This is a genomic window from uncultured Roseibium sp., from assembly GCF_947496995.1.
In the GTDB taxonomy this organism is placed as follows: Bacteria; Pseudomonadota; Alphaproteobacteria; order Rhizobiales; family Stappiaceae; genus Roseibium.
Map to the genome: position 1 here is coordinate 67,568 of NZ_CANMFD010000009.1, position 16,160 is coordinate 83,727.

Here is a 16,160-nt window from a genome sequence, read left to right on the forward strand (position 1 = left end):
ATTGTTTCGTTGACAGATAGAGGCAGTTGATAGACAGATAAATGACGCACAATCACACAGACTGTAAGTTAAAAACTTACAATAAACAGGCAGCCATGAAGCCGATCAACCTCAACCGTCTCGCCTATTTCACCGCGGTCGTCGACACCGGTTCCTTCACCCAGGCGGCCGAGCGGCTCGGTATTACCAAGACCGTCGTCAGCCAACAGGTGGCGCGGCTTGAGGACGAGTTGAAAACCACACTGCTGGTCCGCACGACGCGACGGGTCATGCCGACGGAAGCCGGCCGCCTTCTGCATGCGCGCAGCGTTCTGATCCTGCGGGAGTTGGAGGAGGCGATCGACGAGGTCGGGGAAGCGAATGCGGAACCGATCGGCACCCTCCGCATAGCAGCTCCGAACGATTACGGAACAACCATGATCGCGCCACTGGCAGCCGCATTCCGGAAGCAATACCCCGCTTGTGACGTCGAGCTTCTGATTTCCGACGACAAGCTGGATGTGATCGGAAATCAGGTCGATCTCTCCATCCGCGTAGGCTGGCTGGCCGATTCCAGCCTGAAGACCAAGCGTATAGGCACATTCCGGCAACTCCTGGTCGCCTCACCCGGCTTCGCAGCCGAACTCGATATTCGCGAGCCCGGGGACCTTTCCGCCGTGCCGCTCATCGCCAACTTGGCGCTACGCGAGCCTCTGACCTGGAGCTTCAGCAAAGACGACTTTGACCGCAGACAGGTCACATTGAACGGGGCGATATCCATCGATGCGACGCCGGCCGTCCTCCAGGCGTGTCTTGCAGATGGCGGGCTTGCCGTTTTGCCGGATTTTCTGATCGCCGATCATCTGGCCCAGGGCAGTCTTGTCCGCGTGTTGCCGGAATGGGATCTGCCGGCGGGCGGCATCCACGTCGTCTATCCCGCTGCGCGCTTCAGACCTCAGAAGGTGACGCGTTTCGTCGACATGCTTGCGGTACGCCAGCGGGAGTATTCATGACTTCAAACTCCCCTCGCCGAGTTTCAGGATAACAAAAACGCCTCAGCGAGTGTATTGCACCGGGTCGATGCCTCGCCCGGAACCGCGCCGCCATTGCGTCCCGGTCAGGTCGCTCCGCTCTTTCTGAACCAGATCCCCAAAACAGGTGCCCCGTTTGGCTCTTGATTGGGGGATCGCGGCACAATGCCCCTACCCAACCGTTTTTCAAATGGATATGGTCCGCGAAACTTGATATCGGGAATTGCCCCTTGCAAGAGAAGGAATGTGACAATGGCGGATCACGTTGTCCCGCATTTTCAAAACTCCAGCGGACATGATTCAGTAGCGATCGGTGCCCATGAATTCATGTGCATCGGGGCCAATCCCCCGTTTGATCATCCTCATGTCTTTCTGGACATGGGCAGCGAGAAGGAAATCGTCTGTCCTTATTGCTCGACGCTTTACAAGTTCGACGCCACCTTGACGGCGCACGAATCCTCCCCGGTGGATTGCACCTGGACACCCGCCGCAGCCTGACCTGAAAGCGGCGCCATGACCCAGACCGGGGACACCCTGCAGCCGATCATCATCGCCGGGGCCGGTATCGGTGGTCTCGCCGCCGCGCTTGCGCTGCGCCAGCAAGGTCATGAGATCGTCCTGATGGACAAGGCCGCCGGGCTTTCGGAAGTCGGCGCGGGACTGCAGCTTTCCCCCAATGCGTGTTCTGTCCTGGACCGGCTCGGCGTTCTGGACGCCCTCGAGCCCCATGCCTGCGCCCCGGACTATCTGAGGATCCGGTCGGGACAATCCGGCCGACAACTGGGCCGCGTGCGTTTCGGCGATTATCTCAGGCAGCGCCACGGTTATCCGTTCTGGGTGATCCACCGGGCCGACCTGCAGCGGGTTCTGCTGGAGCGTGTCGAGCAGACAGCGGGAATCACGATCCGCCTTGCCACCGAGGTGCTGGATCTGGAGCCTTCTCCTTACGATCACCTGTCCTGCATCTACCAAAGCGACGGTGTGACCGCGAACCTGTCCTGCAAGGCCCTTGTTGGCGCGGACGGGGTCTGGTCCAGGTCACGGCGGATCATCCCGGGACATGAAAACGCGAAATTCAGCGGCCAGGTCGCCTACCGGGCAACACTGCCGATAGAAGCCGCCCCCGCCAGTTGGAGAAAGGACTCCGGACTATGGATGCACCGGGATTCCCATCTGGTGCATTATCCCGTCAGAGGCGGCCGCGATCTCAATATCGTCGGTCTGGCAGCCGAAGCCTGGAAAGACGAGACATGGTCCGCGACGGCCGACACGAAATCGGTCCTGCATGTGTTCCGGGACTGGCCGGCCGAAGTCCGCACCCTCCTGGGCAAGACGGACACCTGGCTGAAATGGGCGCTGTGCAGCGTCGATGCGTCAGGTCCCTGGTCCCATGGCCACGTGGCGCTGATGGGGGACGCGGCGCACGCCATGCTGCCCTATATGGCACAGGGAGCCGCCATGGCGATCGAGGATGCCGCCGTTCTGGCGAAACATCTGCCGCCGGATGTCGCAAATATACCCGCCGCCCTGCGGGCCTTTGAGCGCGAACGCAAGCCGAGGGTCACCCGCATCCAGGGCATAGCCTTCCGAAACGCAAAGGTTTTCCATTTTTCCGGCATCAAGGCGTTTGCGCGCGATACGGTCCTGAACATGTCCAGTCCCGAGACCCTCGCCGCCCGCTTCGACGACGTCTACGGCTGGTCCGCCGGAGATTGAGTCCACACCCCTCGGCCCGTACCCTAATGCTTGAGCTGAAGAGTAAGCTGGGATAAAGCCAACCCTATCGATTTTTCAGGGAGTTCCAAGATGACCGGTCAGAAGGCAGACAAAGTCGTAACCGCTGCATTCCTGGTCATCGGAGATGAAATCCTCTCCGGCCGCACCAAGGACAAAAACATCGGCTTTACAGCCGACTACCTCACATCGATCGGCATCGATCTCAGGGAAGCCAGGATCGTGCCGGACGACCGGGAGGAAATTGCCGCGGCGGTCAACGCCCTGCGCGCCAGATACGACTATGTCTTCACCTCCGGCGGCATCGGCCCCACCCACGACGACATCACCGCCGAATGCATTGCCGAAGCCTTCGGTGTGCCGCTGATCCTCGATCCCCGGGCCGTGGCCATTCTCGAGGCGCATTACCCTCCCGGCCAGTTCACGCCGGCCCGTCAGCGCATGGCGCGCATACCCGAGGGTGCTGACCTGATCGAGAACAAGGTCTCAAAGGCGCCGGGTTTCAGGATCGGCAATGTTTTCGTCATGGCCGGGGTGCCCGCCATCATGCAGGCCATGATGGACGCAATCGCCCCGACGCTGGCGACCGGAAAGAAGATGCTTTCGCGAACCGTTGCCGCCGACATGCCGGAAAGCCGGATCGCCGAACGGCTCGCCAGGATTCAGGACGCCCATCCGCAAACGCTCATCGGGTCCTATCCCCAGGCCGACAATGGGAAATTCACCACACAGATCGTCATCCGGTCACGGGACGAGGCAATCCTGACGGCTGCGGCCGAGGACGTTGCAAAGGCCGTTGCCGAGCTGTCAGGATAATCTGAAGGAAAAAATATGGAAAACCCCGCTCAAAACAAAGCCTTTCCGGTGTCATGGGACATGTTCCATCGGGATTCGCGCGCCCTCGCCTGGCGGCTTTCGAGCGAAGGCGAATGGAAGGCGATTGTCTGCATTACCCGCGGCGGCCTGGTTCCCGCCGGTATCGTCGCGCGCGAGCTCGGCATTCGGACCATCGAAACCGTCTGCATCGCCTCCTATCACGATTATGACAATCAGGGCGCGTTGAAGGTGATCAAGCCTGTCGATCCCAAGGTCGTCGATCTGGAAGGCGGAGAAGGCAACGGCGTCCTCGTCATCGACGATCTGGTCGATACCGGAAAGACCCTGAAGGTCGTCCGCGAGATGCTGCCGAAGGCCCATTACGCGACCGTCTACGCAAAGCCGGTCGGCGTCCCGATGGTCGACACCTTTATCACCGAGGTCTCCCAGGACACCTGGATCTATTTTCCCTGGGACATGGGATGGCAGTTCCAGCCGCCGCTTGCCAAGGACAGCGCCGGGTAAGCGGTGGCAGATTTGTCACGCCTGCCGCCCCTGTGAAGGGTGTCACGGCAAGGTGAAGACCCTGCCACTTTTCCGCCGGAATAATCCTGCTAAGGCTACCTGCGACCGGTCAGATTTTGCATCTGGCCGGTCGTTTTGCGTGCATGGGACCCGTACAGGTTTTCGGGAGGGACTTGAGGTCATCAATTCACGTCAAAACGAACTTTAGTGCTCGTCGTGCGTTTCCCGACCACCGGGATACGCACAAGACACCCATCATGAAGGTCATACGGAACCAGGAATGCTGAACCGACGCCTGTTTATTACCTCCGCCGCAGCCGCATTTGTCTCAGGCTGCGTGTCCGCACGCCAACCGCTTCCGCAACCAGCCGGTCCGACCTACAAGGGACAGCGGATTTCTCCCGAATATCTGCAGATGTACCGGGCGATGCCCGAGGAACGTTTTCCCATTCCCGCCGTCGACCTCACCAAGATCGACCCGGCCTATTACCGCCGTCTGGTCGACTATCCGTCATCGGAACCGACGGGAACCATCATTGTCGATACGCCGAACCGCTATCTCTATCTCACGATGGAAAACGGCAAGGCCATGCGCTACGGCGTCGGCATCGGCCGCGCCGGTTTCGAGTGGGGCGGCAAGGCGCGCATTCAGTACAAGAAGGAATGGCCGACCTGGACGCCGCCGGCGGAGATGATCGCCCGTCAGCCCGAACTGGAGGAATTCCGGAACGGCATGGCGCCCGCTCTCGACAATCCGCTCGGGGCACGCGCGCTATACATTTTCGAAGGTGGCCGGGATACGCTCTACCGTGTGCACGGAAGCTCGGAATACTGGTCGATCGGCAAGGCGGTGTCCTCTGGTTGTGTGCGAATGCTGCACCAGGATATCATCGACCTCTACAACCGGGTCCCCAACGGCACGCCTATCATTGTCAGGCAGGCCTGATCCGGCCGTCACCGACGTCGGGTCAGATCGATATGGTCACCGGTCTGACCGCGTCGATGCCGTCCAGCCGGACATCGCAGCCGATTGCGTAGACTTCCACACCGGCAGCCTTTGCAACATCGAAGGCCGCCGCATAGGTCGGATCGATGTCCCCGGCGAGACTGATCTGATCGCAATCGGGACGTTGAACGAGAAACACCATGGCTGCCCGATGTCCTTGGCCGACCATATCGGCGAGCTCGGCCAGATGTTTTGCACCGCGGGCAGTCACGCTGTCGGGGAATTCTGCGAGCCCCTTTTGCCGCATCAGGTGAACGTTCTTTACCTCGACATAGACCCTTGATCCACCCTCGCCTTCCAGCAGGATATCGATCCGTGAATTCTTGCCGTATTTCACTTCCCGTTTGAGCGAATGATACCCGGCAAGCGGAGCGATCCTGCCTGCCTCCAGGGCTTCCTCGACCAGCTTGTTCGGGTGAGCCGTGTTGATCCCCACCAGCGCGCCGTCCGCTTCCATCACTTCCCAGGAATACTTCAGCTTCCGTTTCGGATTGTCCGACCGGGAGAGCCAGACGCGTGAACCGGGTTCCTTCAAGCCGAGCATGGAGCCCGGATTGGCGCAATGGGCGGTGATTTCCGCACCGTCCTCATCGAGGACCACATCGGCCAGGAACCGCTTGTAACGCTTGACAAGGCGACCGCAGACCAGGGGTTCCGGGAATTTCATCTTGAGCCTCTTGCAAGCGCGAATCGGGTGGATTTCGCGAGCCTATTTCGACCAGAAATCCGGATCAAGAAGCACCAGCACCGTGAAGAGTTCGAGACGGCCCACCAGCATGGCGATGGACAGGAGCCATTTGGCGCCATCCGGCAGCGGCGCGAAATGACCGGCCGGTCCGATAACGGGCCCGAGCCCGGGCCCGACATTGCCGACGGAGGTCGCAGCCGCTGAAATCGCGGTAACGAGATCCAGGTCGAAAAAGGACAGGGCAACGGTGATGACCCCCACCGACCCCATGTAGACGACGAGGAACGCCAGAACTGAAAAGGACAGATCCTGCGTCAGCCGGGTGCCGGCATATTCCTCCGACATGACCCGGTGCGGCCGCACCATCCGGCGCAGATGCGCGCGCACGGTTCCGAAGAACACCAGAAAGCGGAACATCTTGATGCCGCCCGTCGTCGAGCCGGTACAGCCGCCGACAAACATCAGGAGGAAGGTCACCCCGACAACGGGAGGGCCCCACTCGGAAAAATCCCCCATCGCATAGCCGGTGCCCGTGACGACGGACACCACGTTGAACGTCGCCTTCAACAAGGCATCGTCAAACGGGAAGTGCATTTTGATGCCGAGATAGACGGTCATCGTAAGGGAAACCACGGCCAGGAAGCCCAGCAGCGCCCTCACCTGCGGATCGCGCCACAGCAGAAGCGGCTGTCCGCGCAGTGCCTGGATGAGCAGAACGAACGGCAGCGATCCGATGATCATGAAGAAGATGGCCACCCAGCCGGAGGCCGGGTTGGTGAAATATCCGAACGACCTGTCATGGGTCGAGTACCCGCCGGTGGAAATCGTGGTCAGGGCGTGGTTGAACGCATCGAACAGATCCATTCCCGTCGCCAGATAGGCCGCGATGCACAAGACCGTCAGGAAGACATAGGCGAGCCCGAGCAGACGGATCAGTTCGACGGAACGGCTGACAATCTTCTCGGACCGGTCGGAATTCTCGCTTTGGAACAGCTGCATCCCGCCAATCCTGAGAAAAGGCAACAGGACGATCGCCATGACGATGATCCCCACCCCGCCCATCCATTGCATGATGGAACGCCACACCAGAAGACCGGGCGGCAGACTGTCCAACCCGGTAAGAACCGTGGATCCCGTCGTCGTGAATCCTGAGACCGCTTCGAAAACGGCATCGGCATAGTCAATCCCGAGCCACAGGAACGGCAACGCTCCGAATGCGGGCAGCGTCGACCAGGCAAGTGTGGTCAGAATGAAGGTCTGACGGGTATCCAGCCCTTCCAGAAGCGTACCGCCAACGGCGAGCGACAGCAGCATGCCGACCATGCCGGTGAGCAGCGCGGAAAAGACGAAGGCCTGCCAATCGGCATTTTTCTGCGCCACGTCGACGATTGCCGGAATGAGCATGGCGGTTGCAAGACCGACATACAAAAAGCCGAGAACGTTCAAAACTGGTCTGAGAGAAATCAACTATTGCTCTTCCCGAAAACCCCTGGACGGAATCCATGGCTCCAAACGCCTCGCCGAATGCCCTTGCCCTGCGGCCCGTTTCCGCCACCGCGCATTTTCAGCCGCGGCGGATCCTTCCCGAAGGATGCAAAGGTCCCCCGTCCTATCCTCTTTCCGATAATTTTCCAATGGGGCGGGTGCGGCGTACACCCAAAGAAACATTCGCGCGTTCCCTTTATCGCGAATTTAGCCTTTCCGTCTCACAAAACGCACAATTACTGCGCAAACTTTCATTGTTAAAGATACTGAGGCACGCCAGAATTATCTACGTAAAAGCCCTTGCTGCTTTTTTTACTCATATTGATTCATTTTCGGGGACTTTGTTCAGAATTTCGTAGCGAATGGAATTTACTTTAACGTGCCTACACGCTGAAAAACCCCTCATACGTGAATTCGGCAGGGAGCTGGTGAGATAAAGAGGCTTGGTCCACATTCGCTTGTTTACCGGATTAGCGTCATTCTGGTTATCATGGTGCTCTGCAGTATCGGCCTGGTCTCAGGCCTGAGCTACTTTGAGCTGTCCAGGACGACCGAAGAAAACGCCTCTGTCCGGATTGACCGCGCAGCCAGGGCGGCCGTGGCGATCCTGTGTTACGGCACCGAAAGCGTCTTTCATCCGCAATTCGATGCCAACCTCAATCCCGTCTCCATCAATGTCGCAACAGCCGACGGCCAGAACCCGCTCGTCCCGGGAGAAAAGCTGGACGAACTTGTAAAAACCATCGGCCAGGCCAACCAGGGCGCGGCAAACCTGTTTTCCTGGTCTGAGCAGACATCGTCGTTCGACCGGTTCGCGACGACCTTCGCATCCCCTGACGGTGGCCCGCCGCCCGCCTTTTCGATCAGCGAGGGCCATCCCGCCTACGCCAGCCTTACCCAGGGCCGGCCGTTCACGGGAGAAGTTCCGGTGCAGGGACGCCTGAGGCTGGCCTACCTGACACCTATCCTGGCGGAGAACGGCAAGGTTGCCGGTGCACTCGCGGTCGATGTCGGATGGGTGGACGATCTCAACCTCGCTGAAAATCGCCTCAAGACCCGAATAACCTCGGCAGCGATCGTGATTCTGACCGGTGTCATCCTGATGGGTGGCATTTTTCTGCGCTTCGAGCTGCGCCCCTTGCGCCAGCTGGCCAGAACAGCCGACGACCTGGCTGCCGGAACGCAGCCCAAGGAGATCCCCTTCACCGACCGTCTCGATGAAATCGGCGACCTTGCGCATGGCCTGGCACGGGTTACCGATCTTCAGGACAAGTTGCAAAAGCTGGCCTATACCGACCCGGTCACGACGGCCGGCAATCGCGCGCGCTACTTCTCGGATCTCAATAACGCCCTGAAACGGGCAAAGGACGGGAAGTTCCGCGCTTCGCTGATCCATCTCGACTTCAACGGTTTTGCCAAGATCAACGACACATTCGGTCAGCAGGTTGGCAATCGTGTCCTGCTCCAGGCCTATGCCCGCCTTGCCAACATCTTCGGCCCCAGCGCCCAGATTGCCCGTATCTCCGCCGACGATTTCTGCATCCTGCTGCCCTTCGACGCCCAGGGTGCGATCGCCGAGGACTACGCGCTTCAGGCGATAGAAATGCTGTCGGTTCCCTTCCATATGGAAGAAGGCGAAATTCGGGTGGAGCCGAGCATCGGCATAGCCTTGCTGCCCCGGGACGCACAGGACGCGGAAACCGCTCATCGCGTCGCCGGCCTTGCGCTCAGAGCTGCCAAGGAAAGCAAGAGCGCAAGGCATATCTTCTTCTCCACCCCGCTCAACGAACGCGTCCAGACGGAAATGCTGGTGGAAACGCTTCTGCGGGCCGCTCTCAAGACCGGACAGCTGGAGCTTCACTATCAGCCGCAGATCTGTCCCGCCGACGACCGGCTGATCGGCCTGGAAGCCCTGGTCCGTTGGCCGAACGAGAAACGCGGTTATATCCCGCCGAGCGAATTCATTCCGATTGCGGAAAAAACGGGGCTTATTCTCGAACTTGGACAATATGTCCTGGAACGGGCCTGCAGACAGGCCGCCGAATGGCGGCAGGCCGGTTTCGATTTCGGCCAGGTCTCCGTGAACGTTTCACCGCTGCAATTCCGCCAGCCCAGCTTTGCCGCAACAGTCAGACAGATGCTCGGCACCTACCGCTTGCCGGCCCGGATGCTGTGTCTCGAACTGACCGAAAATGTTTTTGTCGATACCGGCGAGCAGATGGTCCTCGACATCCTGTCCGACCTTCAGAATATCGGCGTGCAGCTCTCGCTGGACGATTTCGGCTCGGGATATTCCTCGCTGATCTATCTCCACAGGCTGCCGTTCCAGGAGCTGAAGATCGACCGCGCCTTCATCGCCGGTGCCGACAAGGATCTGCAGAAGGAACAGCTGTTCCAGGCCATCGTCGGCCTTGGCCGAAGCCTCGGCCTGCGTGTGATCGCGGAAGGTGCGGAAACGGCCGGCGAATACGCGCTCACGGCCGCACACCATTGCGACGGAATGCAAGGCTTCTTCTGCTCCCCCGCGGTCGCCGCGAAGGACGTCCGGGAACGCATCGAGGAATTTCACAAATCCAGACCGGCACGATCTGCCCGAATGGAAAAGAAGCGGGCCTGAGACCGCAGGGACTGTATCCGCCTGCTTTCACTGTTGTCTCGAAAACGTCAAGTTCTTTTGGCAATCGTCTCCAGCTGCCATGGATGGCCGGACGAAATTCCTCAACAATATGGCCCTCGATGCAGCGTCTGGCAGGCGTGTCACACGTAGCGCTGGATCGTAGCCTTCACGCCCCGCGCGAGATCCGGATAGGCTTTTCCCCAGAACTGGCCGAAAAAGCGCTTCATATCCTGAGCGGAATTGAAGGTCACGGCACCGTAGTTCGGCTCGAACATGATAGCAGATCCGTTCGTCGTGTCGAAACCGATCGCATGTCCGCTACCAATGGCCGGAGCGACGCCGACAATGTAATAGCCGGGACGGGCCGACAGGAAAAACCAGAGCTTGTGCCAGTCCACGTCTCTGAACCCTATGGCCCCGTCAGAGCGCAAACCGTTGCCGCGCAGGAACAAATCTGAACTCTCGGAAATATTGCCACGATTTTTCTGTTCCGACAGCCAGCTTACGTCTTCCACAGTCTGTGTCTTGCCGGTGACGGGACGGTTGGAAGCAATTTCTCTCTGCCGCCGGATCCAGGCAAGAACAAATGCGTAACAGGCCCCTTCGTGCATGTAGGGCCGCCGTTCGACTAGATCGGATTGATCGAACGGCACTAACGTCGCACCCACGTTTTCCACACCGCTTGCAAAGACTTCGGGTTCCATGATCAGATCTCCCACCAAACAGGAACCGGCATCCAGCCACAACAGATGCCGCAGATTGCATTTTTAGCGTGCCTGAATGTTATTTCAAGCGCCAAGGTTGCAATGCGGCACCCATCCGCATACTGGTGTCGTCACACCCCGCCGTAAACCATGAAACGCTCGCATTCAAAATCACGACCGTCGATTTTCGTGGCTCAATCGGGCAGCTTGCCTGTCATCAGGATCGGAGCGGCGTCCAGCTTGTGCGCATTCATCATTTCCGCGATCTGTTCGATCGCCCCGACCAGGCGCAGACGCTCTACCGCGTCCAGGTCAGCGAACTTCTTTTCGAATTCCTCATGCAGCAGACCGGGAAGATTGGCGGCTGTTTTCTTGCCATCCTCGGTCAGTTTCGTGTGTACGATTCGCCTGTCGGAGACGGACCTGTAGCGTTCGACCAGGCCCTTTTCCTCAAGTTTGTCCAGTATGGTCACGACAGTCGCGGAGCTCAGATCGGCGTTGTTGGAAAGAACCTTCGTCGTCACCTCACCCAGGTCCCGAACACCTTGCAGGACAACGATTTGCGGGATGGTGAGCCCGGTCAGACGGGACACTTCCCGAGACCGCAGATCGATGGCCCGCACGATCCTGCGAATGGCCTTGATCACTTGCGACGAACCCACCGCCTGCATCGTAACACCCCTGTTAATTTGAACTCTAATAATCAGAGTTCTATATAGTGTCCGTGTTTTCAGGAAACAGAGAGACTTGTCAATATGTGCGGCATTTGCGGCGAAGTGGTTTTCAAGAACGATCAGGCTGATGTTGTCCGGGTTCGCCGGATGGCTGACGCGATGGAGGCGCGCGGTCCCGACAGCATGGGCGTGACCCAGCGCGGCCGGGTCGCTTTTGGCCACAGGCGTCTGAAAATCATCGACCTGAGTGACCGTGGCGCCCAGCCGATGACCGACACCGCTCTCGGTCTGTCGCTGGTCTTCAACGGCTGCATCTACAACTATCAGAAACTGCGCGCCGAACTGAGCGCCAAGGGCTATTCGTTTTTCTCCACCAGCGACACCGAGGTCATCCTGAAGGCCTGGAAGGAATGGGGCAAAGACTGTTTTTCCCGTTTCCACGGCATGTTCGCGGTCGCCATTCACGAACATGACAGCGGCCGCATTCACCTTGCCCGCGACCGCTTCGGCATCAAGCCGCTTTATTTCAGCGAAGCCGACGGCAGGCTCGCTTTCGCCTCCTCCCTGCCCGCCCTGCTGGCCGGCGGCAATATCGACACCTCCATCGACCGAGTCGCCCTGCACCATTACATGAGCTGGCATGCGGTGGTTCCCGCGCCCCGCACGATCCTGAACGGGGTCCGCAAGCTGCCGGCAGCGACGGTCAGGACCATCGAGACCGATGGCCGCTTCACCGACGTGACATGGTGGGAGCCGATGTTTGAAAAGTCGGCCGAAGACCTTTCCCGCAGCGCAGACGACTGGCGCGACATGGTTCTGGAAGGTCTCCGCAAGGCGGTCCGCCGGCGCATGGTCGCGGACGTGCCTGTCGGCGTTCTGCTGTCCGGCGGCGTCGACTCTTCCATGATCGTCGGCCTGCTTGCCGAAGAAGGCCAGCAGGGCCTTGCGACATTTTCAATCGGCTTTGAGGAAGCTCATGGCGAAAAAGGCGATGAATTCCAGTATTCGGACCTGATCGCCGAGCACTACGGCACCAATCACCACCAGATCTTCATCCCGTCCTCCGAACTTCAGGAAAACCTGCCGGGTGCGATCCGCGCCATGTCGGAACCCATGGTTTCCTACGACAATATCGGTTTCTACCTGCTGTCGCGGGAGGTCTCCAAGCACATCAAGGTGGTCCAGTCCGGCCAGGGTGCGGACGAGGTCTTCGCCGGCTATCACTGGTATCCGAAACTGACCGGATCGAACCAGCCGGTTCAGGACTATGCGGCCGGCTTCTTCGACCGGACGGAAGCGCAGATGGCGGAAGCCGTTTCTCCCGATTATCACTGCGCCAGAGACGAAAGCCTCGCCTTTGTCGAAGCCCATTTTGCACGCCCTGGCGCCGAAGATCCCGTCGACAAGGCTTTGCGCCTCGACACCAACGTCATGCTCGTCGACGATCCGGTGAAGCGCGTCGACAATCACTCCATGGCCTGGGGCCTGGAGGCGCGCGTGCCGTTTCTCGATCATGAACTGGTGGAACTCGCCGGGCGGATCCCGGCAGAATTCAAGCTGGCCCAGCAAGGCAAGGGCGTTCTGAAGGAAGCCGCCCGCAAGGTGATCCCGAGTGAAGTGATCGACCGTCCGAAGGGCTATTTTCCGGTCCCTGCCCTCAAATATATTCAGGGCGACTATCTGGATATGGTGCGCGATACGCTGTCCAGTCAGGCAGCAAGGGAACGCGGCCTCTTCAACAACGTTTATCTGGAAAAGCTCTACGCCAACCCGACCGAATACATCACGCCGCTGCGCGGCTCCGAACTCTGGCAGGTTGCATTGCTGGAAATGTGGCTGCAGGCACAGGAGGTCTGATCCATGGCCGAGAACGAACCATCACGGCCCAAGGGCGCGTTCGATCACCGCCTGAAGCGCATGCGCGAACATGGTCTCAAGCCGGAATTCAGGCTTGAGGAAAGCGAACTCCAGAAAGACCGCTATATCAATTGCGGCTGGGGCCGACTTGTCTTTGCCAACACCTACCAGCAGACGGACAAGCTCGTGGAGATGCTCCGCAACGAGCGGCCTGACCGGCGCGACATCGCCTTTTACGTGCGTGATCCGCACGTGCTGGTCGGCAGTGCACCGCAGGAGCTTTTCCTCGATCCCTCCCATACGTTCCGGCTGAACCTGGCGACCTACCGCGCGGCCCGGAGCCGCCGCATGGGCTTTACGGTCCGGCGGCTGTCGTCGCGCTCGGACGCCGAAGCCATCAACGAGCTCTATATCAGCCGGGGCATGGTCCCGGTCCCGCCGGAGTTCTTCTGGTCCGACCTCGATCCCAGAACGATTACCGTGCTGGTGGCCGAGGAAGACGACACGGGCGCGATTGTCGGCACCGCCATGGGCGTCGACCACCGCCAGGCAACCAGCGGTGCGGACCTGGGCAGTTCACTGTGGTGTCTGTCGGTCTCGCCCCAGGCGCGCTTCCCCGGCGTCGGTGAAGCTCTGGTCCGACGGCTCGCCGAGGTGTTCAAGGGCAAGGGCCTGCCGCACATGGACCTGTCCGTGTTGCATGACAACGACCTGGCCATCGGTCTTTACGAGAAACTCGGATTCGAACGGGTGCCGTTTTTCACCGTCAAGCGCAAGAACACCATAAACGAGGCTCTCTTTGCCGGCCCGGCGCTGGACGACAAGCTCAATCCCTATGCCACGATCGTGATCAACGAAGCCCGGCGGCGCGGTATCCAGGCAGAAATCATCGACGCGGCCGGTGGCTTCTACCGGCTCTCCTATGGTGGGCGGTCCGTCGCATGCCGGGAGTCCCTAAGCGAGTTCACCAGCGCCGTAGCCATGTCCCTGTGCGACGACAAGGCCACCACGCGGCGCATCGTCCAGCGCGCGGGCGTAGATGTTCCCGGACAAATACTGGCGGGGTCTGCGGACGAAAACGCGGCGTTTCTGGAGAAATATGGCTCCGTGGTCGTCAAGCCTGCCCGCGGGGAACAGGGCAAGGGCATCGCCATAGGCCTGACCACTGCGGAAGACGTCACGGCAGCCATCGATGTTGCCAGAACCTTTTCCAACGACGTGCTGATCGAGGAATTCGTCACCGGCCAGGACCTGCGCCTGGTGGTCATCGACTACAAGGTGGTCGCGGCCGCGCTGCGCAAGCCGGCCGAGGTCACAGGCAACGGCCGGGCGACCATCGGGGAGCTGATCGAGATCCAGTCCCGCAGGCGCGCTGCCGCGACGGGCGGCGAATCCAGGATCATCGTCGACGACGAGGTTGAGCGCTGCCTGAGCGCGAATGGTTTCAAGCTTGAGGACATTCTGCCCGAAGGGCGAAGACTTGCCGTGAGACGCACGGCCAATCTGCACACCGGCGGCACCATTCACGACGTCACGGGGGAGACCCATCACGCACTTGTCGATGCTGCCGTAAAGGCTGCCCGCGCCATAGAAATTCCCGTGACAGGCATTGACTTGATGGTCGAGGACCCTCGAAAACCGGACTATCGTTTCATTGAAGCCAATGAGCGGCCCGGGCTTGCCAATCATGAGCCACAGCCCACCGCCGAACGCTTCGTCGATTTCCTGTTTCCCCTGTCGGTGCCGCAACCGGTCAGGACGACAATGAACCGGACCGGGCCATGACACTGCTGAATATCGATATTTCCTATCTGACGAAAAAACTTCAGGATCTGCTGAAAATTCCAAGCCCGACCGGCTATACGGACGAAATCGTAAGGCATGTTTCCAAGGAGCTGGAGTCCCTCGGCGTCTTCTACGAGATAACCCGGAGGGGTGGCGTCCGCGCCAGGATCCCGGGCAAGAAGCGCAAGCCGGCCAGAGCCTTCGTCTCGCATCTCGATACACTCGGGGCGCAGGTCAAATCGCTGAAAGACAACGGGCGTCTGGAGCTCGTTCCAATCGGACACTGGTCCGCACGCTTTGCAGAAGGCGCCCGAACGACGATATTTTCCGAAAACGGCGCCTATACCGGGACGATTCTGCCGCTGAAGGCATCGGGCCACACTTTCAACAAGGGTATCGATGAGATGCCCGTCGGCTGGGAATATGTCGAACTCCGGGTCGATGCCTATTCCAAGTCGGAAACAGACCTTCACCGGCTCGGCCTGGATGTGGGTGATTTCGTCGCCATTGATCCGCTTCCCGAGTTTCTGGAAAACGGATTCATTGTATCGAGGCACCTGGACAACAAGGCCGGCGTTGCGGTGATGCTCGCCGCAATCAAGGCAATGGTGGAAGCGGACGTCGAGCCGACAGTCGATGTCTTCTGGCTGTTCACCATCGCGGAGGAAACCGGCCATGGCGCGCAATCGATCCTGACGCCTGACATCGCCTCGCTGGTGGCCATCGACAACGGCACCACCGCCCCCGGTCAGAATTCCGACGAATTCGGCGTCACAATCGCCATGGCCGATCAGACGGGACCGTTTGATTTTCATCTGACACGAAAGATGGTCCAGCTGTGCCGCGACAATGACATCAAGTACCAGAAGGATGTCTTCCGCTTCTATCGCTCCGACGCCGCCACTGCCATCGAGGCTGGCGCGGACGTGCGAACTGCGCTGGTTACTTTCGGTGTAGACGCCAGCCACGGGTATGAGCGCATTCACATGCATGCATTGCGATCGCTGGCTGAACTTGCCACCGTTTACGCGCTCAGCCCGGTCCAGATCCAGCGGGACGCCCGCGAGTTCTCAGACCTCAAGGGCTTCACCCGGCAGCCGACGGCAGACGCCGATCAGGAGCTCAATCCCGAGATCGAGGTGCCATTGCCGGAAACGGCCGCGGAATAGCCACACCGGCAGGATCTCGATCGGTACCGATCAGACGATAAAGGCTTGATCGCTTTTACAGCCTTGCCGCTGCCCGCGTTCCCCTGATCG

The 16,160-nt window shown here is 59.8% G+C and carries 14 protein-coding genes; 10 read left to right on the plus strand and 4 right to left on the minus strand.

What is annotated here, in order from left to right; genetic code table 11:
• The first annotated feature begins 95 nt into the window (after positions 1-95).
• The 6 genes from Q1B40_RS24130 to Q1B40_RS24155 all read left to right on the plus strand — a co-directional run bounded on the left by Q1B40_RS24130 (position 96) and on the right by Q1B40_RS24155 (position 5,031).
• The gene (locus Q1B40_RS24130; RefSeq protein ID WP_299820923.1) at positions 96-992 is read left to right on the plus strand and encodes a LysR family transcriptional regulator; all 897 of its coding nucleotides are present in this window, start codon (positions 96-98) and stop codon (positions 990-992) included.
• 270 nt (positions 993-1,262) lie between these two features.
• Entirely contained in the window at positions 1,263-1,508 is a 246-nt protein-coding gene (locus Q1B40_RS24135) for a zinc-finger domain-containing protein (protein WP_103222557.1), read from the plus strand.
• 15 nt (positions 1,509-1,523) lie between these two features.
• Positions 1,524-2,726 (plus strand): FAD-dependent monooxygenase, encoded by a 1,203-nt coding sequence (locus tag Q1B40_RS24140; protein ID WP_299820932.1) that lies wholly within the window; start codon positions 1,524-1,526, stop codon positions 2,724-2,726.
• 90 nt (positions 2,727-2,816) lie between these two features.
• Entirely contained in the window at positions 2,817-3,560 is a 744-nt protein-coding gene (locus Q1B40_RS24145; protein ID WP_299820935.1) for a competence/damage-inducible protein A, read from the plus strand.
• A 15-nt stretch (positions 3,561-3,575) separates the two neighbouring features.
• The gene (gene gpt, locus Q1B40_RS24150; protein ID WP_299820938.1) at positions 3,576-4,085 is read left to right on the plus strand and encodes a xanthine phosphoribosyltransferase; all 510 of its coding nucleotides are present in this window, start codon (positions 3,576-3,578) and stop codon (positions 4,083-4,085) included.
• 280 nt (positions 4,086-4,365) lie between these two features.
• Positions 4,366-5,031, plus strand: a complete 666-nt coding sequence (locus Q1B40_RS24155; RefSeq protein ID WP_299820942.1) for a L,D-transpeptidase — start codon at positions 4,366-4,368, stop codon at positions 5,029-5,031.
• Between the two features lie 22 nt (positions 5,032-5,053).
• Here the strand turns inward: Q1B40_RS24155 and sfsA are convergent, their stop codons facing one another.
• The gene (gene sfsA, locus Q1B40_RS24160; RefSeq protein ID WP_299820944.1) at positions 5,054-5,758 is read right to left on the minus strand and encodes a DNA/RNA nuclease SfsA; all 705 of its coding nucleotides are present in this window, start codon (positions 5,756-5,758) and stop codon (positions 5,054-5,056) included.
• 42 nt (positions 5,759-5,800) lie between these two features.
• A complete protein-coding gene (locus Q1B40_RS24165) occupies positions 5,801-7,225 on the minus strand; it encodes a TrkH family potassium uptake protein (RefSeq protein WP_299821000.1) in 1,425 nt (474 codons plus the stop codon).
• 529 nt (positions 7,226-7,754) lie between these two features.
• On the opposite strand from Q1B40_RS24165, the gene Q1B40_RS24170 reads away from it, so the two are divergent.
• A complete protein-coding gene (locus Q1B40_RS24170; RefSeq protein ID WP_299820948.1) occupies positions 7,755-9,881 on the plus strand; it encodes an EAL domain-containing protein in 2,127 nt (708 codons plus the stop codon).
• 140 nt (positions 9,882-10,021) lie between these two features.
• Here the strand turns inward: Q1B40_RS24170 and Q1B40_RS24175 are convergent, their stop codons facing one another.
• Positions 10,022-10,585 carry a YopT-type cysteine protease domain-containing protein gene (locus tag Q1B40_RS24175; RefSeq protein WP_299820951.1) on the minus strand — a complete coding sequence of 188 codons (564 nt, stop codon included), beginning with the start codon at positions 10,583-10,585 and terminating at the stop codon, positions 10,022-10,024.
• A 194-nt stretch (positions 10,586-10,779) separates the two neighbouring features.
• Positions 10,780-11,256 (minus strand): MarR family transcriptional regulator, encoded by a 477-nt coding sequence (locus Q1B40_RS24180; RefSeq protein ID WP_299820954.1) that lies wholly within the window; start codon positions 11,254-11,256, stop codon positions 10,780-10,782.
• An 84-nt stretch (positions 11,257-11,340) separates the two neighbouring features.
• On the opposite strand from Q1B40_RS24180, the gene Q1B40_RS24185 reads away from it, so the two are divergent.
• From Q1B40_RS24185 to Q1B40_RS24195, 3 genes are read left to right on the plus strand one after another with little or no spacing between them, the layout of a single operon-like run.
• Positions 11,341-13,116 carry an N-acetylglutaminylglutamine amidotransferase gene (locus tag Q1B40_RS24185; RefSeq protein ID WP_299820957.1) on the plus strand — a complete coding sequence of 592 codons (1,776 nt, stop codon included), beginning with the start codon at positions 11,341-11,343 and terminating at the stop codon, positions 13,114-13,116.
• Positions 13,117-13,119: 3 nt separating this feature from the next.
• Positions 13,120-14,901, plus strand: coding sequence for an N-acetylglutaminylglutamine synthetase (gene ngg, locus Q1B40_RS24190; protein ID WP_299820960.1), 1,782 nt, complete (start codon positions 13,120-13,122; stop codon positions 14,899-14,901).
• A complete protein-coding gene (locus Q1B40_RS24195) occupies positions 14,898-16,070 on the plus strand; it encodes an osmoprotectant NAGGN system M42 family peptidase (RefSeq protein ID WP_299820963.1) in 1,173 nt (390 codons plus the stop codon). Before ngg ends, Q1B40_RS24195 begins: the two co-directional genes overlap by 4 nt.
• The last annotated feature ends 90 nt before the right edge of the window (positions 16,071-16,160 follow it).